We start from the raw sequence: 26129 nt of genomic DNA, 5'->3' as shown, positions 1-26129 counted from the left end.
ATTATACATCAGCATCTTCGAAAAGGGGCTTTTTCAGAGTATTTTTATACTGCTAATCATTAGCAGCGTCATCATCGGTAAATTAAACAATAAGCGCCATCCCCTGCATGGCGAAAACTTCCCGACATCACCAAGCGATTCGCTGCCGCTCTCGAAAATACTCCCCGCTCGGTCCATCATCCTCCATCGTCGCCAGCCAAACAGCTGTATCAGCCCCTTCGGCAACGGTTAACGGAGCATCCGCCCCGCCCATATCGGTCTGAACCCGGCCCGGGCATACCGCGTTTACCTTTATGCCGGTACCGGCTGCATCCTGTGAAACGAGGCAGGTTAACGCATTCAGCATCGTTTTGGAGATGCGATAAGCCGAGGATGACTCTTTTAAACCGTAACCCGCCTGCATCAATTCGAAGGCTCCCAGACCGGAAGAGATGTTTACGATACGCCCGTAATGATGCAGCTTCATCAGAGGAATCGACGCCTGCGTCATTCGCAAAGCACCAAAAAAATTCGTCTCCAGCGTTGCGCGCACCACCGACTCCTCTACCTCCAGCACAGAAACCCCCCGGTCCAAAATAATCCCGGCATTGTTCACCAGAACATCAAGGCGGCCGTAGTCTGACTGTATTCGCTCCATCATCCGCGCCACATCGTTGATTTCATGGACATCCGCCACGTGCAACTTTACATGGAGCCCGTCCGCAAGCAATTCTTGGACAGCTAACCCCCCCTTCCCCTCGTCCCGGGATGTAATGATCACTTGAAGTCCTTTGGCAGCAAGCTGCCTTGCAATCTCTTTTCCAATTCCGCGGTTGCCCCCCGTCACGATAGCAACTCGCTTCACTGCCTGTCCGTCAGCCTTGTTCATGATCCCGATCCCCCTTGTCTAAAATAGCTTCCCATGCCGTAATGTTCTCCTGCAAATGGATTTCCGCCTGTTTCAGCAGCTCGATCTGCAGCTGGATTTCATCCAGCTTCCGCTTACCCACCTCAACCGCATTCGGGAGACATTCGATTTTGAGCTGCTCATCAAATGCGCATTGGAAAAAACTCATAATCTCCTTCACCGTCAATCCCAGGCTAAAATACATCTGGATCAGCCGAACCCGCTCAATATCCGTCTCCCTATATTCACGATAGCCGTTATCCTGACGAACCGGAGACAATAGTTCCTTCTCCTCGTAATAACGCAAGGAACGCAAACTTACGCCCGTTGTACGTGACAATTCACTAATATGCACACGAAGCAGCTCCTTTTTCACTCGGTTAACCGCATTGTAAACCATCACATCATGTGAAGGTCAATCCGGAATTCCACAAGCATATATTATTTCAAGTAGTCCATTGCATAAACATAATCTTTTGCCCATTAGGAAAAGGCAAGCTGCGGATCCCAAGTGACTGCACCCATCGCTTTGGCACATCCCCAATCCAATATACGCTGATGGAGCATATGCACCCTAAATCGATCAACAAAGCCTTCCTTAATTGCAGAGCCCTGTAAGTACATCTGTATAAAATGCCGAGCTACTTCCTGTTCCTCAAAATCCCAATACATAATCACCATCTTGGGCAAATCCGCTACTCCATCCCCAAAATATCCGGTCGTAAAATCAAAAATGCCGCTGATTCGCCACTCCTGACAAACCGTATCATACGCTACCAGCATATTGTCTGCCTTGAAATCCCCCATAACAAAAGTGGGTGAGCAAAGCTTATCGAACGCATCCGCCGAGTCACGCAGCACCCCTTCAACCCATTCCGTATCGGCTGGAGTGATCTGGGAATATTGTTTGGCATCCTGCAACCAAAACCGAATTCGATGGTAGAGCCACGCTTTATAAGATCCCTCAAACGGGCGAATCCTTTGCGTTTTCGGGTCGAGCTCGCCATACTGCTCCACTTTCCAGCCGTGCATTTCATTTAACATGTTGGCTGCTGAAGAGGCAATATCGATTCGATCCGCTGCACCAAGCCCTTTTCTAAATGGTGAATCATTCATATGTACGCCATGAAGACGGGGCATGATCGCGTAGCTCCAGCCGAAAATATCGCCGGATTCATCCAGCAGATATGGGGTCGATAAAGGCAGTGATGTATATTCCTGCAAAGAGTCCGTATAAAATTTCTCTTCTGCGAACTGCCCTTCATAAATGGGATTTCCCTTCAATACATAGCTTCCTTTGCTCGAGTGAATGAACAACGTCTGATTTCCTACTCCCTTAGACGTTTTCTCAGCAGAAACGAGGTTCCCTAGATGGTGCCTGTTCAGCATGGTTTGAAGCTGTTCATCCGTTACATGGCCGATGGGCTTGGTTGAGAAAAAGATCTCTGTTGTCAATTAAAACGCCTCCTTCAAAATTCCATCGCGTTGCCAAGCATATATTTATCCGCAAACAAATCCTATGATCAGATGATCCCGAACAGCATAAATCCGATCGTGTTGATAGCAAGATTAGCAAACATATGGACCATCCAGGACGCATAAATATTGCCGCTGCGCTCATTCAACCAGTTAAACAGCAGTCCCGCGACAACCAGACCCGCGATTAACAACAGGAATAGTCCTACGGAGAACCAGCTGGACATCATCGCTATATGGTACACAGCAAAGGCCCCGGCACTGAATAGATAAGCAAACCGTCGTCCGACCTGCTCCTTCAGCGTGAAAAAGGCAAAGCCACGGAAAAAGAACTCCTCCAGCAGTGAATTCGCAATCGATATGTAAAGGGCTACAAACACAAAGTTCCCCGCATTCACTCCCATATTGTCCTGCAAAGCCCCTGTTACGTTGGTGAAATTCAATAAAGGACTCAACAAAAAATATCCGCCGAGTATGAGAGTGAATACGCCGAATCCCAGAAGAAGGGACATCAGGAGGCCCTTTTTCTCGAAGGTGAACAGCCTGCGAAACGGTACCCCGCCGGCGATCAGGGCGTAGCCAATCGGCAATGTCAGAAAGAGAATGATTTTGATGGCGGATTTGACGGCATAATCCGGACGGATCACCGCGTCTACCAAACTCATGGCAAGACAGCTTAGTACGATGATGGTCAGAAGAGAAACGATTTTCCTTCTTGATCTCATGAAAATATCTCCTTCGGCTGCTTATTACGGTTGCTGTATAAGAATTCGATATACGGCGCATAATGCCCTCTACATCAATAGAAAACGCCCCTGTGTCATGAAACATCAGAGGCGTTTTTGCTCATTCATCTATATTCAATTCTGTGATACATAGCGGCCTAGCGCCGCTTGATACACACTCTTAGGCCGAAGTCCGATCAATTTGTCTGCCGGTTCTCCGTTATGAAACACGATCACCGTCGGCATGGACATAATACCGAATTGAGCGGCAAGCTCCGGGGATTCGTCACAATCCACCTGATAGACTTCCAGGCGACCCGCTTCTTCCTGACTCAGCTCTTCCAGAATGGGAAGCAGCACCTTGCACGGCGGGCACCATTTGGCTCCAAACTCAACCAGCGTGACTCCATTCTGTTTAATCGCGCTTTGAAAGCTGGCTGCATCTATTCGTGGTAAACTCATTTGCATTCCTCCGCTTCTTCCGATTCTCGTTCATCCAGAATCGATTGCATGCGTTCCTCCAGATTCATTTTGATATGATTCAGCTGGTGGATTTGTGCCTCAATCTCAGCAATTTTTTGACGAAAAATCGGGAACACCTCCGCGCAAAACGCCTCTTTATTTTTCAAGACGCAATGCAGGAAACCGGCGATCTGCTCGGTGGACAATCCCAGATTCAAATATAACTGGATGGTGCGCACCTGTTCTTCTGCTAGCATCGAATACTCCCGGTATCCGTTCTCGTTGCGAACCGGCGTAAGCAATCCTTGCTGTTCGTAGTATCGAAGCGAACGGATGCTGACGCCGGTACGGGCTGCAAGTTCTCCGATTTTCATGCTTTTACGCCTCCTAGATGAACGATTCGATTTCATTGTAAACCCTGACACTAGTGTCAGGGTCAAGCGGATTTTTGCGAATATTTTAAAAGTGAACGTGTTGGAAACGATAGAGATCTCCATCAAGTGTTATTTTCTTTTCTTGGATTTGCCTTTAGAGCTTGCAGAAAATTTGGGCCAACGATTCGACGGCACATGCTGGAGAATCGTATGGAAGACGGTTCCCCACTGCTCTTCGTTCAGCCTGCCGATAGGGAGCTCTCGATCCACCCCCAGCACTCGGACCAGCTTCGTAATCTGGGGAGGCGTGAACACGCCCAATAAAGCCGCGAATAACGGCAGCCGCGAGTCGCGCAATCCGTAGGCTGCCAGCGCTGTAAACTTCGGCTGATGCTGCGTGGCAATGAGCGGCTTTTTCCTCCGGTTGATGGCTAGAATAGCGGAATCCACTTGCGGAGGCGGCGCAAAATGTTGAGGCGATACGGTCCGCACGAGCCGAATTTCATAATGCATCCTCCAGCTTAAGATACGCGAATCCTGAACAGGCGCTGCCGTAAAACGTTTGGCTGCACCCTTTTCCACAAGCAGCACGGCTCGCTCCAGCGGTACGCCGGGATGATCCAGCAGCTTCGCCATGATCGGCGTGGTGATCGAATACGGAATGTTCGCCACGACGGCAAACGGACTTCTCGGAAGAGGAACCTCCAGGAAATCAGATTGCTTGACGCGAATGTTGCTTCCATCTCTCATCTTGCTGAACAGTTTATCCACAAACCCCGGATCTGTCTCAATCGCGAGCACATGTGCCGCTTTCTCTGCGAGCGGAAAGGTTAATGCCCCTGTCCCCGCTCCGATATCGAGAACGGTATCGGTGGAGCGGATCTGGGCCAAATCGATCATATCATGAATCAGCCTTTTGCTGATTAATAGATGCTGAGCGGAAAAGTTAGATACTTTCTTCCACTTTTCCCGATCATTTTTATTATATTTAAACACAAAAAAGCACCTCATTCATTCGTATAGTAATGAAAAAGGCACAGCACAAATAATCCTTCGCATTTTTACATGAAAATGGATGGATTTAGATGTTCTGTACCCTCATTAACGAATACGTATGAATGCGATGCAACACATGTTAAGACAATCCTCCCTTAAATGAAACGGATAAAATAACAACCACAGTATAACATGGGCGCCTGTCTGGTTCACGGGAGCGTTCTCGTTAAAGGGTTCTTTACCAAAAAAGGAACTTTAAAAGAAGGCAGTTAAAAACCGCCTTCTCTCTTCCCTATCAGCGCCCCAATCGAAACATTCCGATCCTCTTCGGATGCAAGCTCGGATCGAACCAATTCGTCCACGTCTTCGTCGGGATGGGCTCGATAATTCAAACTAACGAATGGTTTAACACCTTACATACTTACGTTTGAAACCAAGCTTCCCTCTCTCGACTTCTTTTCTAATATTTTCGGAAGCGTTGAGGAACTTGCTCTTTTTGTCCCGTTTCATTTCTACCGGCCCTACGGCATTTGCGGTCTCAACCGCCTTATCATGGAGCGGTAAATAGGATACGGCTGCGGTGTACATGAAATTATTCATCGCGGATTTCGTTCGGTCCGGAGACTCGTGAATGGTCTTTTCCACCAGTTCGAGCATGGCCGAGATTTTGCTTTCCGGGAACTCCCGATCCGGTCTGCTGCCGAGCAGCCAGCAGTAACAGCTCCACCCCGCCGACATTCTAAGCTCCTCGCCGCTTGCGATCCATTGATCGGCAACCTGCTGCGCAATATCCGCCTCTGCCAAGGTTACGGCAACCACATAATCGGACAGCATATAAAAATAGGCCGCATCCATCCAACGATCAAAATCCGCTGCCGTCATCGCTTTAGGGTCTGCAATGATGCCGGCAAAGTACATGGCGTCGTAGTTCCCGGTGGCGTAAAGCTGCTCAGCCAGAGGCTGATTGATTTTAATTTTCTTGGCCATCGGCTTCATGGCGCCTGTCGCCACGCCAAAGAGCGGTTCATGCGCCCCATTGGACAGGTACATTTTCTTGAGCCGTTCCTTGCCGAGTACTTCAAGCTCCGACATAACGGATTCTAGATTCATGGTTCGACACTTCCTTCATTGGCTTAGTATATAACTGCCGGATAATCGGCAGGCCGCACTTCATATGACTTGAGTGTACAATAACAATGACGGCCAAGCCTAGTCTCTCTTGATGGAAAGTTCCGGATTCTGTTCAAGGTTATACGCCAAAAGCCGGCGATCGCGTCCCGATGAATATCGGGTAGGCAATCGCCGGCAGCAGAAGTTACATAGCCTCTGGTTGTTCCGACTGGACTTTCGGTGTCACCACCGACACGAGCAGTTCGTTTGCCGAAGAGATCGGCACGACCCCTTCTGGCAGTTTAAGATCCCCAACATGTAAAGAATTCCCGATCTCCAGTTCGCTGATTTCGACGGGAATGGTGGCGGGAATACGGTCCGGAAAGGACTCAATTTCGATGAACGTGCTTTGGATTTGGACGACGCCTCCAAGTTTGGCTCCCTTGGCGGTGCCGATGTAATCGAGATTCACTCTCGTGCGTACAACTTCATTTATATTGATGCGTAAAAAGTCGATATGAATGTATTCACGAGTGATTGGATCACGCTGAACGGACTCCAGCAAAACCGGAAGCGGTTCCCGATCGTCAAAACGAAGCTCAAGGATTCCGCCTTTGCCGTTCCTTGCCCATTTGCCGAACTCTTTGGCGGACAGTTGAATCATCATATTATCTTCCCCTGTGCCAAATACAATTGCCGGAATTCGTCCCGAAAGACGGAGCTGCTTCAGTCCGGTTTTATTCATGGCAGCGCGCGTTTCTACTCGTAAATTTACTCTCATCTCAACAACACTCCTCAGATTATCGTTATTTGGGTGCACTCTCCATCGATCGTCCATTACGAACTACGGATTTCTCCCCCCGCAGCGGGGAAATCAGGAGCACCATTGCATCACCTCCAGACAGACATTTAATGTAAAAAGCTTTTATATATGCGAGAAGGCACCTCGTCCCATGGGGAACGAAATGCCTAATTACTTGCTACCATATCATAGAAAAGGGGTGTTGTCGACCGAGTTGTCTAGATCACCTATCCCGTTGCTCGATCGACCAGTTTGGCTTTATCCATCAAACTTGCACCCTCGATGCCATCTGAACTTTACATCCGATGCATCTGAGACTACTCCTTCTTGTTCAGGCTTAATAGTAAATTGCTTCAAATACTCGTACGTAGGTGGTATTGGCATCGCGATCTGTAACTTGGAGGCAATTTCGATCGAACCGTGTTACAATTGCTTAAACAAGGATATTACAGAAAACCTCCCGTCAGGTAGGTTATTTTGTTTTTATACGAAAAAGAGGAGCTTTCCGCTCCTCTTTGATATTTCCTTCAAAACTTCTCATCTATTTGTCCTTCCGTACACTATCTAAACCCCTATAAAATTCAGACCCTTAGCGAGCCACGGAATCCCCTCGCAGCATAGTATGATTCCGCTCCATTGTGGTACACAAAGACAGTGTCGTAGCGGCGATCACAGAAGATTGCCCCGCCGAGGTTTCTAATACTGGCAGGTGTTACCACCCAGCTCGATGTTTTCACATCGAAATTTCCAAACTTCTGCAGGTCCCGGTATTGTTCTTCCGTTAGAAGCTCAATGCCCATGGCGGCTGCCATTTCAACAGCACTATTCTTCGGTTTATGTTCTTTCCTTGATTCCAGCGCTTCACGGTCGTAACAAATACTTCTGCGGCCTTTTGGACTCTCAGCTGAACAATCATAAAAAATGTATTCGCCCGTCTGGTTGCCATGGCCAATAACATCCGGCTCCCCACCAGTTATCTCCATTTCATGAAGTGACCATAGTTTTTCAGGATTTGCTTCAAGCTTTGCTTGTACGTCAGCCCATTCCAGACCTTGATGGCGGTTCATATTTTTCTCAAAACGAGCTTTCAATGTATGGAGCAGCCCTTCACGTTGTTCTGTTGACAATTCTTTAGCCAAGTTAGATTCCCCCTCATACCAATTCTGAGCCTTGAACAGCACCGCACGTTCCCTTCTTTATCATCAACACACAGCACTTTACGTCTACGGGTGCATTTCATTTAATACTAATGATTCTGTGTAACTCTGCTTTTCGCTTTAGCAACACTGTCACATCTCATCTATTCTTTCCTCACCAACAACGTTACCGCCTCCACATGGCTTGTCTGGGGAAACATGTCGACCGGCTGCACCCAATCGAGCTCATAACCGCCGTCAAGCAGCACCTTGCAATCTTTCGCCAAGGTCGAAGGGTTGCAGGATACGTACACAAACCGCTTCGGTTTGGTGCGGAGCACCGTCTCCAGGAAGCGCGAGTCCAGGCCGGTACGCGGCGGGTCGGCAATGATGACGTCCGGCTTCATGCCTTCCTTGACCCAGCGCGGCAGCAGTTCCTCTGCCTGGCCGACGTGAAAGCTTGCGTTAGCCCGTCCGTTTCGCTGCGCATTGGCCTTGGCATCCTCGACGGCTTCAGGGATCGTCTCGATCCCACGCACTTCTTGGGCATAAGGAGCGAGCCACAGCCCGATCGTGCCGGTTCCGCAGTAGGCGTCGATGACGGTTTCCTTCCCCGTCAATCCGGCTGCCGCCCGGACCGACTCGTACAGCTTGACCGTCTGCTGCGGATTCAGTTGGAAGAAGGCTCTTGGCGACAGCGAGAATTGCAGGTCGCTCAGCGATTCCTGCATGCTCTCGGCTCCCCACAGCGAGATCGTCCGGTCTCCGAAGATGAGCGAGGTTTTCTTCGGATTGATATTGAGTGAAATCCCGCTCACCTCCGGAATGGTAAGGCGCAGCATGCGAACGAGATCGTCCTGCCTCGGCAGCTTGCTTCCGGCCGTGACCAGCGTCACCTGAAGTTCCCCGGATTGAAAGCCGTGACGGACCACAATTGTCCGTACGCCGTCCTTGTTTCCATTCTCTTTGTGAAGCGGAATCCGTAATTCTTCGAGGACGGATTTGACCTTCTCCACGGCTTCATTTACCTTCGGATGCTGAATCGGGCAGCCGCTAATGTCCACGATCGTATGGCTGTCCGCTTCATAGAGCCCTGCGATTACTTCATGGCCCTTCCGTTTCAGCTGCAGCTGCGCTTTATTCCGGTAATCCCATGGGTGCTCCATCCCGAGGATCGGCTTAAACTTCACATCATCACGTCCCGCATACCGGCTGAATGCCTCACGCACAATATCCGTCTTGGCCTCCAGTTGTCCCTCATAGGAGATATGCTGAATTTGGCAGCCGCCGCAAATGCCGAATACCGGGCAAGGGGGTTCAATCCGGTTAGGCGAACGCTTCTCCACTTCCAGAAGCTGTGCCTTGATAAATTTAGGCTGAACCTCTTTTACCTCGGCTTTGACCACTTCATTCGTGATCGCTCCGTCAATAAACACCGCCTTACGGCGGTAATAACCGACTCCCTCTCCGTTAATCCCAAGCCGTTTGATTGTAACGACAATCATGTCGCCGGCTTGCAGTTCATCCGCGTGCTCACGTCCGGATGTTGGCCTTGGCCCATGCACTTCTCGCTTATATTTATCAGACGGTTTCGACTTAGAATACGATGAAGCCGATAATGGATCCCTGTTCTTCCTATGTTCACGCTTAAACGCCGGCTTGGCCCCAGCTTGGCTGGCTGCCGCCCGTTCACCCGGCTTCTTTCCGTATGCAGTTGATTTGTTGTTTTTGGTTCCTTGTCCGGAACGTCGTTGTTCACTCATGCCTTGATTTCTCCATCCTTCATGGTATCGTGTCCAATATACCATGCCGAACCTGCGAATGCTAACGAGCCGTGTTCTTTTTCCCGATGTCATCGGTGATCCTCTGCTTCCTTGACGTCAATATCTTCGCAGCGTAAAACCGCAAAAAAATATTTTTGCAATTCGGAAACCAGAGGTGATCTTCCAGCGTATAATTCCATTATCATACATTCACATATGGAGGTATCTTTTATGTCGTTTTTTAACAAAATGCTAGCCAGTGTAGGAATTGGAGCTGCCCAGATCGATACGCATCTCGAAAAATCCTCCTATTATCCGGGTGAAGAAGTACGCGGCGTCATTCACATTAAGGGAGGGAACGTAGAACAGACGGTTGACCGCATTTACTTGAAATTGATGACGGAATATACCAGGGAAAGCGACGACAAGAAGTACATAGAATCCTATACCCTTGCCAAAATCAATGTCTCCAGCCGCCTCACGTTAAAGCCTGGCGATCATCAGGAAATCCCCTTCTCTTTTCCTCTGCCGCTGGAAACACCGCTCACCATTTCGCGGCAGCCGGTATGGATCCATACCGGCCTCGATATCGATAATGCCATCGATCCGAAGGACCGTGATTTTATCGACGTTGAACCGAATGCAGGCGCATCCGTTGTCTTTGACGCCGTGGAAGGACTTGGCTTCAGCTTCAAAATGGCAACATGCGAATATCACCCGAGATTAGGCCAGGGCGTTCCTTTTGTGCAAGAAATCGAATTTTATCCTGGCTCCTCTTATGCCGGCCATATCAAAGAGCTTGAATTGATCCTCTATCCGGAGCAGGACGGGATTTCGATTCTGGTCGAAGTCGACCGCAGAGGCAGAGGGGTATCAGGCTGGCTCCAGCGATCCCTTGATATGGATGAACAACACTCCTGGGTTACCCTGGATCAGCAGGATCTGGAGCAAGGTCCATCCCATGTGGCCCAAATTATTGACCGTGTCATCCGCAGATCGATCTAATGAAAAATGGCCCGCAAGGCAGGTCGCTTGATCCCAAGTGACTCTCCTGCGGGTCATTGTTTTAGATACATGATATCGCTTGTCAAATAAAATAATGCGGGTACTTCTCGCGTAAAATATCCTGCTCCACAACGACAAGACGCAGATGACGCTCCATCACTTTCATGGCCTGCTCCGCTTGTTTATTGACGATCAGCTGATACATTTCCTTATGCTGCGAGATGATATGCTCCCAGTTTGAATCCTTGGACAGGCGAAGCAGCCGCAGACGGTTGAAATGAATGTTCAATTGCTGCAGCATCTTCCAGGTCCGTTCTTTGCCCGTACCCTCAAACAGAATTTGATGGAACTCCTCATCCAGCTCAAACAGCTTATAGAAATTATGGTTTCCCGCGCATACGTCCTGGAGCGCAATATTGGTTTCCAGACGGAAACGGAACTCTTCGGGGAAAATTTCGCAGGCAAGCGCCACAATTTCCTTCTCGATCTTCTCCCTGATAAATCGGCCTTCCTCAACATGCCTGAGATTAATACGGGATACGATTGTCCCGCTTTGCGGAATGATGTCGAGCAGTTCCTCCTCGGCAAGCTTCATGAACGCTTCCCGGACCGGCGTTCGGCTGACGTTTAATTCATCCGCAATTTCCTTTTCCGAGATTTTCGTACCCGGTTCCAGCTCCAGATGGAATATCCGGTCTTTCAGCAGCTGATATGAATACTCCCTGGTAGAGCCTTTAATCTTTTGCTCTGTTGACATATATCGTTACCTCTTTCTCCTATGCTCTATGTTCTCTTTGCTTACGTTATAAGCATCGGCTGATATCACCGCTTCATATGCGGATGGCTCTTCCGATCACTGTTGAAGTGATTCCTCACTCTATATTACCTGAATCAATGGCACGGGCGGTATATAATGTACGGGAATCCTCGGAAAAAGCTTGCGGAGCAGCTCGGCCGTGCAGGTCATGCCGGGCTCCTCGCTGGCGGCATGGCCAATCAGGAGCATGGACGGGTTCCGGCCTTGGGTCGCTGCATCGCCGATGTATTCGGGCGTCTCCCATTCCGGGCCTTCGCCGGCGATAAGAAGATCCAGCCGCTCATTCACGCAGAGGGGAATGGCATGCGACCCGCCGCCCCGGTAGCCGACGGCAATGCCGACTTTGGAGCATGTTCCGCTTCGATTCCCGACATAACGAAGATACGGAAGATTCAGCTTTCTTTTTATATCTTCTGCAATATCCTGAACCGTCATTTCTCCGGGCAGCGTGGCAATAGCCGCTGTCGGAAGGTACTTATCGATATATGGTTCCCAGTCCAGCGCCTGAACCAATCCCTGTGTAATCATATCGGGAACATACCTGTGAGGCCCATCATGAAACCGGTAAATCGTCAGATGGCCGGATTCGATCAGGCCTATTTTATCCTGGTATACAGGGCTCGCCTGTATTCCTTCCACCCCATCCTCATGATGGCTGTAAAAGACCCCCTCATGGGTGATCACAAGATTTGCTCCCGCTTGTATGGCTCTCTGCAAAACCGAATGTGAAGCGGCGAACGTGACAGCAATGCCGTGAACGACGGCATCGGCGCTTCCGGCTACAATCCTGTCCACCGTGGATTCAAGGCGTCCCGCTGGTTCTGTTAATCGGTTGATTACGTCTTGAACGATCACGCTCAATTTAGAACAACCTCCTTGTCGTCAACATGGCTGGATCATCGCGACCGTCCGAATCTACAAACAGGCTGCCTTTCCATAAAGAAACGGCAGCCTGTCGATCCGTTGGTTATTGTTGCTCTTTATAATTTTTATACGTTTTATTTGCAATCTCCAGGTATTGTCCCACGCCCTGGCTATCCAGCTCTTTCACGAACTTGTCATACTCTGCGAGATCCCGGTCGCCCAGAATGAACTTCAGCGTGTTCTGATCCGTGTAGTCCTTCAGCGGCGTGCTCAAAAGCGTGACTCGCTCGCGTTCTTCAACCGAATACGGAATCGGCGGCTCCGGCTTCACGACCGTTTTTGTTTCGCTCATGCTCTTCTGGAACTGCTGCTCTTCCTCGCTGAACATGGATTGAAGCAGCTCGGTCGTACCGCCGTAAGCGAACACCCCGCCCGAGAATCCATGCTCGATCCGCAGATCCTTTGTACCCTTCGGATTCAGTCCGTTGTAGTTAATGTCGTCCATCAGCTTGCGTACGCCGCCTTCCTTGGTATACGTCACGCCTTCGACGCCCCACTTCGCGAATTCCTGTCCCTCGTCGCTGTAATAGAGCCAGTCGATAAACTGCAGGATAGCTTTAAAGTGCTCGCTCTCTTTCACTTTGGAAGAGATCATGACCCCGTTCTCAAGTCGGCTGCCGGACATCAACTGGCCGGCCGGGCCGCCGGGAACCGTGATTTTGCTGATCGCATACTTTCCTTCGCCCAGCGTTTTGTCCATATCATTGCGGTGCTGGACCACGGTCTGGGAGTTGCCGTTAATGATGAAGGATTTGCCGGTCACGAACTTTTGCACGGCCTGGTCGTCATCTTGGGTAAAGCTCTCTTTGTCCAGCAGTCCTTCGTCCACCAGCTTATGGAAGTAAGCCAGCATGTCTTTATATTCATCCGTTGCCGCTGTATACACAAATTCGTCCGAATCTTCCTTATACGTAAGCCCGCTGCCGAAGCCCCATCCGCCTTTGGTGCCAAAACCCGTAGCCGCGATGTTCAGCGTACTGTTGAATTTGAAGCGATCGGAGAACGGCGTAACGTCCGGGTACTCCTGCTTCAACTGCTTCATGGCCGTGTACAGCTCATCCCAGGTAGTCGGAATCGCGATGTTATGCTTCTCAAAAATATCCGTGCGCACGATCAGCGTATAGTCCGGCCATACCGCTTCATGCAGGCCTGGAAGCACATAATATTTCTTGTCCTCCTGGCGAAGTCCCTCCAGTTCGCTTTCCATATCCCATTTTTCGATCTTGTCCTTGAAATTCGGCATCAGATCAATATAATCGCTAATCGGCAGAATCGCGCCGGAAGCCACGAACGCGGATTCTTCCCCGGGGTAAGTCTTCGGAATGACCAGCGGCGCATCGCCGGAGCTGATCAGCAGGCTGCGCTTTTGACTGTAATCGCTCATCGGCACGATCGTCGGCTTCAAGGTCACGTTTGTCATTTCTTTTAGTTTAGCAAAAAGCATCCAGTCCTGCTTGTAAGGATAAGCCGGCTGGTCACTGTAGAGGATGGACAGATCGAACGGCTCCGTTGCCTTGAACGTATCGCCTACCGCGTAAGTTTCCATGGCGCCCTTATCCTGAATCTCGGCCTCTTTGCCGCCTGTTTTATCGGTACACGCCGCCAATACCGCAACAATCAATGATATCAATAAAGCTTTGCCAGCAAACGAACGAGGACTTTTTTTCATGTTCCTATTCCCCCCAAAATTTCAATAATGGCCAATCGGATGATCCTATTGCTTGACGGAGCCCAGCATGATGCCGGTTACGAAATAACGCTGCACGAACGGGTAAATCGTCAATATCGGCAAAATGGTCAGCACCATGGTCACCGATTTGATATTGGCGGATATCTGCGTCAGATTATCGGCCGAGGTGGCACCGGCGGAAGTCACGCCTGTCGCGCCCGCTATCATGTTCCGCAAATAGATCGTGACCGGGAAGAGCTCCTTCTGATCCAGGTACAGAAAGGCTGGAAACCAGGAGTTCCAGTGCCCGACGGCATAGAAGAGGACCATGGTCGCGATGACCGCTTTGCTTAAGGGCAGCACGATCCGGAACAGCATGCCGTAGGTGTTCAGGCCGTCAATGGCCGCGGCTTCCTCCAGCTCTTCCGGCATATTTTCAAAAAAGGATTTCATGATGAGCATGTTGTAGATGCTGATGGCTCCCGGGATTACGATGGCCCAGATCGAGTTGCTGAAGCCTAAGCTGTTAATGAGTACATAGTTCGGGATCAGCCCACCGTTGAAGAACATCGTGAATACGGCAAACATCGTTAGAAACTTGCGGCCGACCAGCCTTTTCTTGGATAAGGCATAAGCAAAAATCGTCGTTAAGAACATGGAGATCGCGGTGCCGACCACGCTGTAAACGACGGTGTTTTTGTAATTCGTCCAGAACATGGCGTCTTTGGTCACGGTTTTGTAGGTATCGATATTAAAGCCCCTGGGAATCAGGTTGACCTTCCCTGAGTTGATATACGACTCGCTGCTGAAGGATTGAGCGACTACGTTCAGGAAGGGGTACAGCGTGATAAAGACAACGAACAGCAGGATGATGGCATTACACACTTTGAACACCTTATAGGATCTTGACTCCTTCATATACGCTCCCTCCTTACCATAAGCTTCGATCCGTCAGTCTTCGCGAGATCGCATTCACGGAGAAGACCAATATAAGTCCGATCACGGACTCGAACAGTCCGATGGCTGTGGCATAACTGAAGTTGTTGGATACAAGACCGACCCGGTACAAGTAAGTCGAGATAACGTCGGCCGTCTCATAGATGACCGGATTGTACAGCAGCAATATTTTCTCGAACCCTACCGCCAGGAACGCTCCCATATTCAGAATCAGCAGCGTCACAATTGTCGGGAGGATGCCCGGAATCGTGACAAACAGCGTTTGCTTCCATCGGTTGGCCCCGTCAATCCTGGCCGCCTCGTACAGGGATTCATCAATCGTCGTTAACGCGGCCAGATACAGAATCGCGCCCCAGCCCATGCCCTGCCAGATTTCCGAAGAGATATAAATCGTCCGGAACCACTCGGCCCGCTGCATGAAATTGATTCGCTCTCCGTTAAAAAGCTCCAGCAGCGAGTTAACGGAGCCATTGACCGACGTTAATTGCAGGATCATCCCGGCAACGATAACGATGGACAGAAAGTGCGGGAGATAAGAAGCCGTCTGGACGAATTTCTTGAATCGCTTGCTCTTCACCTCATTCAGCAGCAGTGCAAAGATGATGGGGACCGGGAACGTAAAGAGCAGGGATAACGCACCGAGCAGCAGGGTGTTCTTGAACACATTCCAGAACGCAGGGTCATGGATAAACATGTTGAAATAATGCACTCCTACCCATTTCTCCCCATAGATACTGCCTCCGGGCATAAATCGCCGGAAAGCAATCACATTGCCAATCATCGGTCCGTATTTAAAAATGAGCAGGTACATCACCGGTAATATCAATAGGGAATACAACTGCCAATCCTTCCGGACGAGGACAGCAACGGTTTTAAGTCTGGGTGGTTTCTTGGCCGCTTTCACGGCTGGCAAGGAATGATTTGCAACTTTTGGCTCCATCAACGTTATTCACTCCAATCCGTACGACCTCTTCTCACACCTCTTCATTCTTGGAATACGGCCGTGTTTCATGATCCACTTTCATTCAATAAACCCAGGAAATCGCTTTCATTTATTGTGGCTATAGGCAGGCTGTAACCGTTACGGCAGGGTAATGTCCCGCCTTTATTAATCCCCCCTCCAATATTAAGCGCTTACAATGTTCGTTTAAAAAATAGACTCCCGTATCTTGAACGTTAGACTAACAAAGTGATCCAGCTGCTTCTCTCACCTATGTAGAGAGTCATATTTCACCATACTAGTATAACTAGTATGGTAGTTGGTTTTATTTTAATGGACGTTTTCCACAATTTCAATACATTTTTCTCTCATTTATAAAATTCCCATCCCAAGCCTCAAAAAAAAGCCGAGAGGGCATTCAGGCTTTGGCCTACTGCTCTCACGGCTTTCGGATTCCTTTCCTACTGAGGTATTTCATCATGCATAAAGGGCAGAAGTCTTCGCTTCTGCCCCTTGAGGTTTCCCCCTGCCACCTCTATATTTACTTCAGCTCCGTCACGTTGCCGTCAATGCTGATGCTTTTGATGTCCATATCTCCCAGAAAAACGAGGTTATTCTTGCTGTCCAAATTATACAGCCACTGAAACCCGCTCTTTGTCGTACTGGTCGAACTAACACGAAGCATCATTTCGGATCCGTCCGCAGCGATCACCTTAACCTCCGGCGTATATTCCGGTAGTTTATCCAGCTCACCGTCGGTACGCTTGCCTTCGATAGCCACACCGATGGAAGAAACACTAATGGTGCTGAGAGATAGTGCCTCCTCATTCTCATTAATCGCCAGATTCAGGCTTTGCTCTCTTTGCTTGCCAGGAGAAATGGTGAATTGAACATCCCATGGCCCTTCAACAGCTTGGGTGTCGTCCGCCGCTGTGATTTGATCGGCTGTGATCCGTGCTTTTAGCCCGTCGAGATCATTCGCCGCATCCATCTCAAATACGCCGACAAGCTTTTTGTTATCGTCAAGAAGCTGCTGTCCCACCATATAACTCACATCATGTTCCATTTTCAACTCAAGTCCGGGTATCGAAACACCCGCGGGGAATGGCGTACCATCCTCTTTCGTAAAGCTGACCACCAAATAACCGCTGTTGCCGACATAAACTCCTTCTTCAACATTCATGGTCACCCCGGATACAGTATCCGTTCCTTGTATAGGTGATCGTTCATCTTCCGCGATGGACGCAGATTGACCGAAGAACTGCTTCAAGCTATCCATATATTGGCTCGCAAAAGCCGTCGTGCTAAGTATCATGATCATCGCGGCAGCGATAACGATACTGGCTTTATATTTTTTTACTTTCCTGTTTTTATACACCTTAGGTTCCTCCTCTTGAATCTTGCTCATCGCATTGCTCTTGATTCGTTCCATATCGATCCTCTGCGTCAACTCGCGTTCCTCTTCCTCCGTAAGGAGGAGATCCTCCAGCTCCTGATTGTCGATATTGGCCATAATATCTACAATTCGCCGCTTCACTTGCATCCATCCCCTTTCGCTATCGATTTGAAGCTTCATTTCTATAGACACGGTCCATATAGAAAATCCTACGGGCTCTCGGTTTCATAATGAATGCGCAGTCTGTCCCTTGCCCGGCGGATCCGGGCGGTGACGGCTTTCTCCTGCATATTCAGCCTGCTTGCAATATCGCGGACTTTCTCCAAATAGAAGTACCTGCGGATGAAGATTTCACGATCCGGTTCGCCCATCCCCTGCACCATGCCGCTTATCGTTTCCTTCTCCTGACGGAGAATAGCCAATGCCTCCGCAGAGGGACAAAATACGGCATCATCCTCCAATTCGGATTCAATGACCCGCTGTCTTTTGCGCAAGGCATTCAAGGTATGATTACGCGCGGATATGGCCAGATAAGGCTTAAGACTATCTCCGCGCAGGATGATTTTGTGCCCGTCTGTCCACAGCTTAACGAGGACATCACCGGCTATTTCCTCCACATCGTAGGAATTAAACCGCCCGCCTGCCACCTTAGCGACCACCGCGGCTATGTAGCGTGAATAGCGGTCAACCAATGCTTCAAAACATCGCGGATCTTTCTTCGCAAGCCCATCCAGCAACGTTCGATCCTCCATGGATCCTCCCCCCTTAATAACCGTCTCCTCTGGTTGAACCAAGCCATAGATCAGGCGCTACTATATAAGACACCTATAATTTCGAAAACCCTACACATCTTTCGAAAAAATGATCCTTTCGCCAGGCAGGCCCATTGGAATAACTTTGTAACGACAAAAAAAACCGATCCAATTCGGATCGGCTTTTCTGCAAGCACTAATGAAATTACTGTAATTGTGGAGAAGCTTCCGATTGCTGTCTGGATATGATAAACAGCACGATCCAGATCAGCAGGAATCCCAGAAGCTGAGGACCTGTCACGATTTGCTGGAATACAATCCAGTTGATGAGCACGCCAACCATAGGAAAACTCAATTCCGCAAGTGTTGCCACAGAGGCTTTGGTCGTGGTTAATCCTTTATAATAAACCAGCAGGCTCAGGAGACCGGGCAGCAATGCCTGGCCGATCAGGTTCAGCGATACCAAGGCAAATGCCCCGGTATTCCAGGCTGGCATATTCCATGTTGCCCCCTCGCTCCATGTAATGACGGTCAGGAGCGGCAGTGCCAGCACGAAACGCAGTGAGGTTACCGTCTCGTATTTCAGTTTGCCTACCATCAGGCGCCCCATGACGGTTGAACCGCCCCACAGCGCTGCTGCGCCTAAGGACAAGAGGCTGCCAACTTGAATAAACTCGTTCCAATGCCCAATCGGCAAGGTTAAACCGAAGGTCAGTAAATACGTGCCCGCCAAAGCGATGCTGAGCAGAATCCCGAAATGGCGCGGAAGCTTCTCTTTCAGAAGCAAGCTGGCCAGAATGATGGCAAACAGCGGCTGCAGCTTCTGAAGCAGCAGGACGGCATTCAGATTGCCGCTCGACAGCCCCATCGTAAACAATACGGTAGCCAATGCCGAGCCGCCCCAGGATATAAACAGCAGCGCGCCGACATGATTCCAGCCAAGGCCTTTTAGTTCCTCGCGGTTCTTCCACAATACAGGGATTGCGATCAGAGAAATGATGATATGTTCCAGCAAAACGATCTGAGCCGAAGTCAGATTTTTAAGCAGAATGACCCGGAATAACGGGTCCACGCCCCACAGGGCGGCTCCCAATACGACGAGCCAAAACCCTCCTTTAAAACGTCGACTTGCCTGTGCGTCGGAACCAAAGGGTTTCACCTTGACTCCAGTATTCATATTACTCATCTTGCCCTCTCCTGTCTTGAATACGGAGGTCTTACTAGCAGAAAGCCCCCGTCATCGACATATGTCGACGTTACGGGGGCTGATCAAATAAGCCTGCGCCCGAATGGAAAATTTCGCATCCACGGCAAACTCATCTTTGATCTTCTCCCATCCGGACTTTACCGTCGGCCTTGGATTTGCACCAAGTCAGTCGCTGCATACTTGTTCGTGCCAGCATGCAGCGAGTCGCGGGCTGAGTTTCGTTCACGCCGGAACGAACCATCACCGCCGGTTAGGAATTTCACCTTACCCCGAAGATCCATATTCATGTTTTATTTTCTCATGCAATATTCTGATTGACCGATAATTCCTATAAGCTTAGTTGATGTATTGAAATTATAGCATGAATCCTTTCATGTAAATACATCTATTTTCAAAATAATTGAAATTAGACTGGAATACAATGAAAAATCTCACGTTCAACCAAGACTTACTGAGAATTATACAGCAAGTATCAATTTGTTACCAGTATGTTTTTCTGCCATTTTCATTTTAGGTTATATCAAATACCTTGTAGTTAGAACGGGTACCGACCACCCCAGCTTGAAGGCAGAGCAGATCAAGGGCGTCCTTGGTGTTACGGCCCATTCCTCCGCCTGCCCGAGGCAACGACAACGATAGGTTTGATGAACTGGCGGCAGATTCACTCTCGTACTGCTTCGTCTCGCTTAATAACATTTTGCTTCCATCCGGCCGAACCATATACTGACGCAAATAACCGCCTTCCCTTACGGTTATCAGCTTTCCCTTGCCCTCTTCTTCCTTCGTGCTCTTCTGGAGCAGCTGTTCAAATCCTCCTTGGGCTGATTCAGCGTTCAACCGTTTTACAGGACTCCAGTATGTATATGCAGACTCAATGCGCATGAACTCACATCCTTCTCAATCGTTATTCTATCACTTACAGATATTATCGGGTACCAGAGCACTTCGCTTTAATCGCTCGCCATTTACATTGGTATAAAAAACGCCCTTAAGGTTTTAGCAACCTTAAGGACGGTCTTTTACTTCTAATGGATTCCTGTTTCGCTTAGTTCATAAACTTCAATGCAGCCAAAGTACGTTTCAGAACAAGTGCCGCTTGGGCGCGGGTAACCGAATCGAGTGCTCCGAAATGACCATGATTGTCGCCCTGCACGATGCCTTGCTCCGTAAGACCGGCTACATGGGGAGCCGCCCAGGCAGGGATGGATGCCTGATCCTTGAATCCGGTAGCGGCATTTGCACCCTGATTCGGCAGGTCTGTCGGACTTACCGCCTCCATAGCACGGGTGATCATCACAGCCATTTCTGCCCGCGTCATGCCTGCATTTGGCGAGAAGTCACCGCCGGTGCCACCCTCGACCAAGCCGTAACGCGACGCTGCGCCGATCTCGCCGGCATACGCGGCGTCATCCTGGACATCCTTGAATGCTCCGCTCTCGATGATTGGACTAAGTCCCATTGCGCGGACCAGCATAGCCGTAAACTCGGCGCGTGTGATCACCTTGCCCGGTGCATACGAGTTAGCGTTGACTCCGTTCACGAGCAGCTTGGAGGCCATGGATTCAATTTCCGCTTTCGCCCAGTGGCCGTTCAGATCCGTAAAGGTTTTCTTGTACTGCAGGAGTGCATAAATGGCGTTTCCGGCATGCTTCACTTCGATGGCCGGTTTACCGTTCCATGTCGTCGCGGCAGCCGGTACAAATCGGAAGGTTCCCGCTTCTGCGTCATAGATTACAGCAGTGACCGAATTCGGAGCTTTCCCTGCCGGCAGCGGCAGGATACGGCTGATGACACGCTTCCCGAAATCCTTCAGTTCTTGCTCTGCGCCTGGTGCTCCAACCGCTACGCCAAACTGAAGCGCTCCATTCGCTGCCATCGAGGCACCCATGGAAGCTGCCTTGCTTGTCATAGCATCCACCACCCTGCTGCCAACCGGGGTCATGGATATTTTCACTTGGATGCTGCCGGAGCCCTGCGCCGGCTCCAAAGCCTCATCCAAATGTAGAGCCGTTATCGGAAGACGGAAGGCACCAATTGCAGTCTCCAGCACCAGGGTCGCATTCGAATTCCGCTCCATGGCCTGCTTCAGACCTGCTGCCGAAAGGGATAGCTCGGCGGCACGGTTCAACTCCGGAGCCCGAATAATCAGTTCCTGCTGCCCGTTCGCAGACAATCCGGCAACTGCCTTCTGCCATGCCTCTTCCTTCACCGTAATGTGGTCCACAGCTCCGCTTGCAGCGCCTATCATCAGATCCTTGCCTGTCATTACGTTTGGCAATGATGTGTCTCCGCCCGAGGAAGGAGGGTTAGGCTGAGATACCGGCGGTGTTACAGAACCGCCTCCCGAACCACCTGATCCTGAACCTGATCCCGGTGAGGAGCCGTCGCCAGGATTCGCCGGTTTCTTCTGCTCCGTAATTCTTCCCTCCACCTTCGGCGAAACCTTTCCGCCCAGCTTGGTCACATATTCCATGAAGATTTCATAATCCGGATAACCCAGATCCTCGTTATATTTCCCTTCGGCAATCGCTTCGGCAAAGGATTTATATCCGTCTCCGCCCTTGGCCACAAAGCTGTTTGTTGCCATCCGGTACGATTCGGTCAATACCAAAGGTTTGTAGCTTCCATCCTTCATAATCTGTACATCGAACACTTTATCACCAGCCGGGGCGTTTGGATCCCATTTAAATTTCATCCCGGCGATTTGCGGGAATTTTCCTGGCAGATCCGCCAATTTGGCACCGCTAATTCCGTTTTCCAGTCCGTCTTTCAGCTGCTGTCCTGTGACGTCCATGACAAAGAGCGTATTTCCAAAAGGCATCACCGTACGCAGCTCGCCCATCGTGATTTCACCTTCATCAATGGCTGCGCGAATACCTCCTCCATTGGTGAGAGCAATATCGGCGTTTTTGAGCTCTTTGGCTTTTGCCAGCATGCCATCCGCAATCAGATTGCCCAGGTTTGTCTCCGTGGAGCGGACATTCTCGCGTTTTCCATCAAGCGCCACTCCTGCAGTACCGATAACCTGCTTCATTAGCTCTTCCAATTCCGCTTTATAAGGAGCCAGCATATTTTTAGCCTGCGTGTCTTCCGCGACCGTATGGTCTACCGGAATCAGCTTGCCGCCGAGTTCGCCGTCTCCGACGAGAACATTGCCTTCCTTGTCAAACTGCAAGTCGACCCGGCCGAGATATTTCCCCCATTCATTCGCTTGCACGATGACGGTTGGTGTACCGTGTTCATTGTCCGTCACCACTTCCGGTGCATTGAGCGTTGTGTGGGTATGGCCTCCAACAATGAAGTCGATGCCTTCAACTGCTTCGGCAAGCGCCTGATCTTTGGCGTACCCAAGATGCGACAGACCGATGATGATGTTTAGCCCTTCCTGCTCCATCGCCTTTACGGTTGCACGAGCTGAGGTCACCGCTTCACGGAATACCACATCTTTACCCGGGCTCGACGTCTCTGCCGTATCCTCGGTCGTTAATCCGAATACCCCGACCTTTTGACCGTCCACCAGAAGCGTGACGTAAGGATAAACCCCGTTATTTGCCGTCGTCTTTGGCTGATCGGTATCGATCAACTCCGGCTTACGAATCAGGTGCGAAATGTTAGCATCCTGACTCAGATCCACATTCGCGCTGACAAGCGGGAATTGCGCCTTGCTCACAAAATTTGCAAGCGTCTTGGTGCCTTGATCGAATTCGTGATTACCGAACGTCATCGCGTCATAACCCATATAGTTCATGAAGGCCAGATCGGCCAATCCAAACCATTTGGTAAAATACAGATCGCCTGAGAAGACATCCCCTGCATCCAGCAGCAGGCTGTTTCCGCCCTCGCTGCGGACCTGTTTAACCAATGCAGCCCTTCTGGCCACTTCAGCCAGATGTGCATGCGTATCGTTGGTATGCATAACCGTTAATTTCCATGGCTCTCCTTCCGACGAACCATCCGTTACCTTAACCTGTACTACCGCCGACCCATAACCATCCTTGCTCAAGACGGTGATCACGGCCTCACCTGCGGAGACTGGCGTGACCAGACCGGTTGGATCCACGGAAGCCACCATTTCATTGGAGGAACTCCAAGTCAGCTCGGTTGAGCCGCCTTGGATCGGCTCCACGATTGCCTGCAATAGTTCCTGTGCGCCGCCTGGACTCAGTTTCAGCGATGTCTTGTCCAGCGTAATTTTGGTTACCTGGAGCTCCAGCAGGGCCACCGTCCCACTGACCTCATTAGCGACCAGCAGCAGCGGCCGTCCTGTCTTGCTGTCCGCGGCCGGAATAAAGTCCAATCCCTCCGGCCCGGAATCCGACTCAATTCCGCCGTTAAAATCCCGTGTATTGATGTAGTTCAGAAACGCAGGGTCGGATGGATTCGTTACATCATACGTCATAACCCCGCCAATGCGTTCTAAGCCGACAAAAGCCAGCGTCTTCTGTCCTACCTTACCTACCGTCACATATTCGGGTTCTGGACCTTTCTTGGCGCTGCGGCTGTCCAGATCGGTTTTATCATTGCTGGCATTGAAATGATTCGGTAAGCGCTCGGCCGTAATCTTCTCAAAATCACTGCCACTGTCGTACACCTGGGACATGTCGGCTGCATCCCATATGGAGAATGAACGACCTCCGTACAGATACAGTCCCTCATTGCCCATATCGCTGGCAACTTCAACCTTGTCGTAGGCGGTTCCCTTGTCTGCTAGAAATTGAGCAGCCGGAGACAACGGATCCAGATTAGGCTTCATTTTGCCAACGTTACTTTCATTGCTTCGCTCATCCCAGCCTGTTGCATCGCCTTCGTTCGCAGACAGAATATACTGCTGTCCGTTCACGCTGTAGGTCGCGATTCCGTCCGGCATATACATTCCGTAAAAAGGAACGTTCTCAAACTTGATTTGTCCGTCCTTCAGAAGGTCGAGCTGATTCTCCGGTTGATTGAAGTCCTTATACCCGAGTCCCTTGACCGATTGAATACGCTTCGCGGCGATATCGACCACGGCGACTGCATTATTCTCCTGCAAAGCAACGTAAGCCGTCAACTCGTCCTCGGACAAGGAGATGTATTCGGGCTCCAGATCATGAACAGCATCACCCTTAGTTCCGGTGCTGCGAATTTGCCCGTCCGCTTCCACAGGTCCGCGAATATGCACCTGATCGTCAATGATCGACGGGTCATCAAACTTCAAATGACTTACTTCGCCTGATAAGGTGTCGATAATCGTAATGCTTCCTTCTGGATCAGGAGCGATCTCCGTACGAGGCTCGCCTTCATCCGCTGTCAGGATATAACGGCCATCGGACGTATACTTGACCATATCCGGCTGAATGCCGGTTTCATAAGATCTGATCAAGCCACCGTCATAGTCGAGTACCAGAACCTTGCCTGCTTTTGCATGATCCTGCTCCTGCACAGCGACCACAACCTGCTTCGTCTTGGTGTTGATATCCACGCTGGTGAGGTCCCCATACAGAAAACCGCCCGTGCTTGCCAACGCTTCCACATCGATCTGCTTATCCTTCAGCAAGCTGCCGTCAGCGTCAAGAGACACGATTTCGAGACTTGCCGGCTGGGTTGAACCATTGACTAGATAGAGCTTCCCGTTATCTTTGTTGTATTTTACAATTTCCGCAACGCCGCCATCCTTATTGGAGGTACCTACGGAATAATGCCCGATCATTTTCATGGCCAGCTTGTCAGCCACCGGATCAGTGCGTTTTCCCAATACTTGCAATTTCACAAGTGACTGAGCCGTTGCAGGTACGGCTGCACTATCTTGTACCGTTACCTCAACCGTATATTCGCCCTCTTGTCCAGCAGCAGGCGTGCCCGTAATGGATCCTGTATCGGATGTAATATCCAAGCCTGCCGGTAAACCCGTTGCCGAGAAGGTATACGGTGCTTGTCCGCCATATACATCAACGGTTACTGTATATGTTTCTTCTGCATGCGCATCCGGAAGGATCTTATCGGTAATGCCGAAATCAACGGCAGCGATAGCTGTGTCTTGCGATGCTGTCTCCATGCTGGCCGTCTGAAGTATCTCTTGTCCCTCTTCAGCCATCACGGTGCCTGCCGAAAATAGGGAGGCCATCGTGATTTCCGCCGCCATCAACAGCGAGACTACTTTCATGCTTTTATGCTTCAACTCCATATCCCCTCTTCTATCCTTATTTAATTTCAAGTGTAAGGAAGAAGTGTTAACGCATCCTCAATAAAGCTCGCGGTTTGTGTAAAATGGACGCCAAACAGCAAAAAAGCCGCGACAGCCATGCCGGGCTTCTATAAGCGGCAGCTGTATACTAGCTGCCTGCCAACCTTGAAATCACCTTCATATGTATTGTGATACTCCACTTATCAGAACAAGTACCAGCATCCTCATCGCCTTTAATCAATGATTCCAAAATGCCTCATTGTTGCTATGCTGATCAAAATAACCCAACGTATGAACAGGATGGCCCACATGATCAAAAAGCCCTGAATCAACCGCTCAACCATCCATTCAACCTTGTTATTGGAAGTATATCTCCGTCTCGGCTTCAAAAACCAATGAGTTAACCCTTTAAAGACACCCAATACGATAAACGCGATTCTCACCCGTTTGACACTCCCTCCTCTCAGTGATGTAATTCCCCAAAATTGGTTGTCATTTAATATGATCTTATCACTCATTTTGGGATATTTCACCAATGACTTGGAGTGATTAAAAAACGCGATACGGGATCA

The 26129-nt window shown here is 49.9% G+C and carries 24 protein-coding genes and 1 riboswitch; of the genes, 1 reads left to right on the top strand and 23 read right to left on the bottom strand.

Features of this window, described 5'->3' with window-relative positions; all coding sequences use genetic code 11:
• Window positions 1–127: 127 nt before the first annotated feature.
• From PAEVO_RS27460 to rlmD, 12 genes are all read right to left on the bottom strand, one after another.
• Window positions 128–868: an SDR family oxidoreductase gene (locus PAEVO_RS27460; RefSeq protein WP_100540664.1), complete on the bottom strand. Its 741-nt coding sequence runs from the start codon at window positions 866–868 to the stop codon at window positions 128–130.
• The gene (locus PAEVO_RS27455; RefSeq protein ID WP_100540663.1) at window positions 855–1241 is read right to left on the bottom strand and encodes a MerR family transcriptional regulator; all 387 of its coding nucleotides are present in this window, start codon (window positions 1239–1241) and stop codon (window positions 855–857) included. The genes PAEVO_RS27460 and PAEVO_RS27455 overlap by 14 nt, the downstream gene beginning before the upstream one ends.
• A gap of 128 nt (window positions 1242–1369) precedes the next feature.
• Window positions 1370–2341 carry a phosphotransferase family protein gene (locus PAEVO_RS27450; RefSeq protein WP_100540662.1) on the bottom strand — a complete coding sequence of 324 codons (972 nt, stop codon included), beginning with the start codon at window positions 2339–2341 and terminating at the stop codon, window positions 1370–1372.
• Between the two features lie 68 nt (window positions 2342–2409).
• Window positions 2410–3087 (bottom strand): CPBP family intramembrane glutamic endopeptidase, encoded by a 678-nt coding sequence (locus tag PAEVO_RS27445; protein WP_100540661.1) that lies wholly within the window; start codon window positions 3085–3087, stop codon window positions 2410–2412.
• Window positions 3088–3222: 135 nt separating this feature from the next.
• On the bottom strand, window positions 3223–3549 hold the full coding sequence (locus tag PAEVO_RS27440) for a thioredoxin family protein (protein WP_100540660.1): 327 nt from the start codon (window positions 3547–3549) through the stop codon (window positions 3223–3225).
• Complete coding sequence (locus PAEVO_RS27435; RefSeq protein ID WP_100540659.1) at window positions 3546–3923, bottom strand: MerR family transcriptional regulator; 378 nt, start codon at window positions 3921–3923, stop codon at window positions 3546–3548. The genes PAEVO_RS27440 and PAEVO_RS27435 overlap by 4 nt, the downstream gene beginning before the upstream one ends.
• Before the next feature lie 129 nt (window positions 3924–4052).
• Entirely contained in the window at window positions 4053–4919 is an 867-nt protein-coding gene (erm, locus tag PAEVO_RS27430; protein WP_100540658.1) for a 23S ribosomal RNA methyltransferase Erm, read from the bottom strand.
• Window positions 4920–5188: 269 nt separating this feature from the next.
• Window positions 5189–5311, bottom strand: a complete 123-nt coding sequence (locus tag PAEVO_RS34735) for a hypothetical protein (protein ID WP_279300484.1) — start codon at window positions 5309–5311, stop codon at window positions 5189–5191.
• Between the two features lie 13 nt (window positions 5312–5324).
• Window positions 5325–6029, bottom strand: a complete 705-nt coding sequence (locus tag PAEVO_RS27425; RefSeq protein WP_100540657.1) for a DNA alkylation repair protein — start codon at window positions 6027–6029, stop codon at window positions 5325–5327.
• A gap of 205 nt (window positions 6030–6234) precedes the next feature.
• On the bottom strand, window positions 6235–6810 hold the full coding sequence (locus tag PAEVO_RS27420; RefSeq protein ID WP_100540656.1) for a 50S ribosomal protein L25: 576 nt from the start codon (window positions 6808–6810) through the stop codon (window positions 6235–6237).
• A gap of 602 nt (window positions 6811–7412) precedes the next feature.
• A complete protein-coding gene (locus PAEVO_RS27415; protein ID WP_100540853.1) occupies window positions 7413–7970 on the bottom strand; it encodes a DUF4256 domain-containing protein in 558 nt (185 codons plus the stop codon).
• 161 nt (window positions 7971–8131) lie between these two features.
• Window positions 8132–9730, bottom strand: a complete 1599-nt coding sequence (rlmD, locus tag PAEVO_RS27410) for a 23S rRNA (uracil(1939)-C(5))-methyltransferase RlmD (RefSeq protein WP_100540852.1) — start codon at window positions 9728–9730, stop codon at window positions 8132–8134.
• Window positions 9731–9961: 231 nt separating this feature from the next.
• Here rlmD and PAEVO_RS27405 point away from each other — a divergent pair, with 231 nt between their 5' ends.
• Window positions 9962–10735 (top strand): sporulation protein, encoded by a 774-nt coding sequence (locus PAEVO_RS27405; RefSeq protein WP_100540655.1) that lies wholly within the window; start codon window positions 9962–9964, stop codon window positions 10733–10735.
• Between the two features lie 82 nt (window positions 10736–10817).
• Here PAEVO_RS27405 and PAEVO_RS27400 read toward each other — a convergent pair whose 3' ends face one another.
• From PAEVO_RS27400 to PAEVO_RS27350, 11 genes are all read right to left on the bottom strand, one after another.
• Entirely contained in the window at window positions 10818–11492 is a 675-nt protein-coding gene (locus PAEVO_RS27400; protein WP_100540654.1) for a GntR family transcriptional regulator, read from the bottom strand.
• Between the two features lie 120 nt (window positions 11493–11612).
• Complete coding sequence (locus PAEVO_RS27395; protein WP_100540653.1) at window positions 11613–12413, bottom strand: Nif3-like dinuclear metal center hexameric protein; 801 nt, start codon at window positions 12411–12413, stop codon at window positions 11613–11615.
• A gap of 106 nt (window positions 12414–12519) precedes the next feature.
• Entirely contained in the window at window positions 12520–14145 is a 1626-nt protein-coding gene (locus PAEVO_RS27390; RefSeq protein WP_100540652.1) for an ABC transporter substrate-binding protein, read from the bottom strand.
• 45 nt (window positions 14146–14190) lie between these two features.
• Entirely contained in the window at window positions 14191–15063 is an 873-nt protein-coding gene (locus PAEVO_RS27385) for a carbohydrate ABC transporter permease (protein ID WP_100540651.1), read from the bottom strand.
• A gap of 13 nt (window positions 15064–15076) precedes the next feature.
• Window positions 15077–16042 carry an ABC transporter permease gene (locus tag PAEVO_RS27380; protein WP_100540650.1) on the bottom strand — a complete coding sequence of 322 codons (966 nt, stop codon included), beginning with the start codon at window positions 16040–16042 and terminating at the stop codon, window positions 15077–15079.
• Window positions 16043–16583: 541 nt separating this feature from the next.
• A complete protein-coding gene (locus PAEVO_RS27375; protein ID WP_243390953.1) occupies window positions 16584–17630 on the bottom strand; it encodes a hypothetical protein in 1047 nt (348 codons plus the stop codon).
• 17 nt (window positions 17631–17647) lie between these two features.
• Window positions 17648–18190, bottom strand: coding sequence for a sigma-70 family RNA polymerase sigma factor (locus tag PAEVO_RS27370; RefSeq protein WP_100540648.1), 543 nt, complete (start codon window positions 18188–18190; stop codon window positions 17648–17650).
• A 205-nt stretch (window positions 18191–18395) separates the two neighbouring features.
• A complete protein-coding gene (locus tag PAEVO_RS27365; RefSeq protein WP_100540647.1) occupies window positions 18396–19376 on the bottom strand; it encodes a DMT family transporter in 981 nt (326 codons plus the stop codon).
• A gap of 135 nt (window positions 19377–19511) precedes the next feature.
• A riboswitch (FMN riboswitch) is annotated at window positions 19512–19678 on the bottom strand.
• A 229-nt stretch (window positions 19679–19907) separates the two neighbouring features.
• The gene (locus PAEVO_RS27360; protein ID WP_100540646.1) at window positions 19908–20279 is read right to left on the bottom strand and encodes a hypothetical protein; all 372 of its coding nucleotides are present in this window, start codon (window positions 20277–20279) and stop codon (window positions 19908–19910) included.
• A gap of 163 nt (window positions 20280–20442) precedes the next feature.
• Window positions 20443–25557, bottom strand: a complete 5115-nt coding sequence (locus PAEVO_RS27355) for a choice-of-anchor I family protein (RefSeq protein ID WP_100540645.1) — start codon at window positions 25555–25557, stop codon at window positions 20443–20445.
• A gap of 233 nt (window positions 25558–25790) precedes the next feature.
• Window positions 25791–26000, bottom strand: a complete 210-nt coding sequence (locus PAEVO_RS27350) for a hypothetical protein (protein ID WP_100540644.1) — start codon at window positions 25998–26000, stop codon at window positions 25791–25793.
• Window positions 26001–26129: the final 129 nt, after the last annotated feature.

Source organism: Paenibacillus sp. GM2FR (genome assembly GCF_002803325.1).
GTDB lineage: Bacteria > Bacillota > Bacilli > Paenibacillales > Paenibacillaceae > Paenibacillus_AQ > Paenibacillus_AQ lautus.
Note: the sequence above shows the minus strand (reverse complement) of the source record. Positions and strands in the feature narration are given on the sequence as shown.

Coding starts and splice junctions, on each gene's coding strand:
- PAEVO_RS27370 (WP_100540648.1), bottom strand. CDS start 18,190: ATGGAGGATCGAACGTTGCTGGATGGGCTTGCGAAGAAAGATCCGCGA.
- PAEVO_RS27425 (WP_100540657.1), bottom strand. CDS start 6,029: ATGAATCTAGAATCCGTTATGTCGGAGCTTGAAGTACTCGGCAAGGAA.
- PAEVO_RS27435 (WP_100540659.1), bottom strand. CDS start 3,923: ATGAAAATCGGAGAACTTGCAGCCCGTACCGGCGTCAGCATCCGTTCG.
- PAEVO_RS27380 (WP_100540650.1), bottom strand. CDS start 16,042: ATGGAGCCAAAAGTTGCAAATCATTCCTTGCCAGCCGTGAAAGCGGCC.
- rlmD (WP_100540852.1), bottom strand. CDS start 9,730: ATGAGTGAACAACGACGTTCCGGACAAGGAACCAAAAACAACAAATCA.
- PAEVO_RS27445 (WP_100540661.1), bottom strand. CDS start 3,087: ATGAGATCAAGAAGGAAAATCGTTTCTCTTCTGACCATCATCGTACTA.
- PAEVO_RS27400 (WP_100540654.1), bottom strand. CDS start 11,492: ATGTCAACAGAGCAAAAGATTAAAGGCTCTACCAGGGAGTATTCATAT.
- PAEVO_RS27440 (WP_100540660.1), bottom strand. CDS start 3,549: ATGAGTTTACCACGAATAGATGCAGCCAGCTTTCAAAGCGCGATTAAA.
- PAEVO_RS27420 (WP_100540656.1), bottom strand. CDS start 6,810: ATGAGAGTAAATTTACGAGTAGAAACGCGCGCTGCCATGAATAAAACC.
- PAEVO_RS27405 (WP_100540655.1), top strand. CDS start 9,962: ATGTCGTTTTTTAACAAAATGCTAGCCAGTGTAGGAATTGGAGCTGCC.
- PAEVO_RS27460 (WP_100540664.1), bottom strand. CDS start 868: ATGAACAAGGCTGACGGACAGGCAGTGAAGCGAGTTGCTATCGTGACG.
- PAEVO_RS27390 (WP_100540652.1), bottom strand. CDS start 14,145: ATGAAAAAAAGTCCTCGTTCGTTTGCTGGCAAAGCTTTATTGATATCA.
- PAEVO_RS27355 (WP_100540645.1), bottom strand. CDS start 25,557: ATGGAGTTGAAGCATAAAAGCATGAAAGTAGTCTCGCTGTTGATGGCG.
- PAEVO_RS27365 (WP_100540647.1), bottom strand. CDS start 19,376: ATGAGTAATATGAATACTGGAGTCAAGGTGAAACCCTTTGGTTCCGAC.
- PAEVO_RS27385 (WP_100540651.1), bottom strand. CDS start 15,063: ATGAAGGAGTCAAGATCCTATAAGGTGTTCAAAGTGTGTAATGCCATC.
- PAEVO_RS27360 (WP_100540646.1), bottom strand. CDS start 20,279: ATGCGCATTGAGTCTGCATATACATACTGGAGTCCTGTAAAACGGTTG.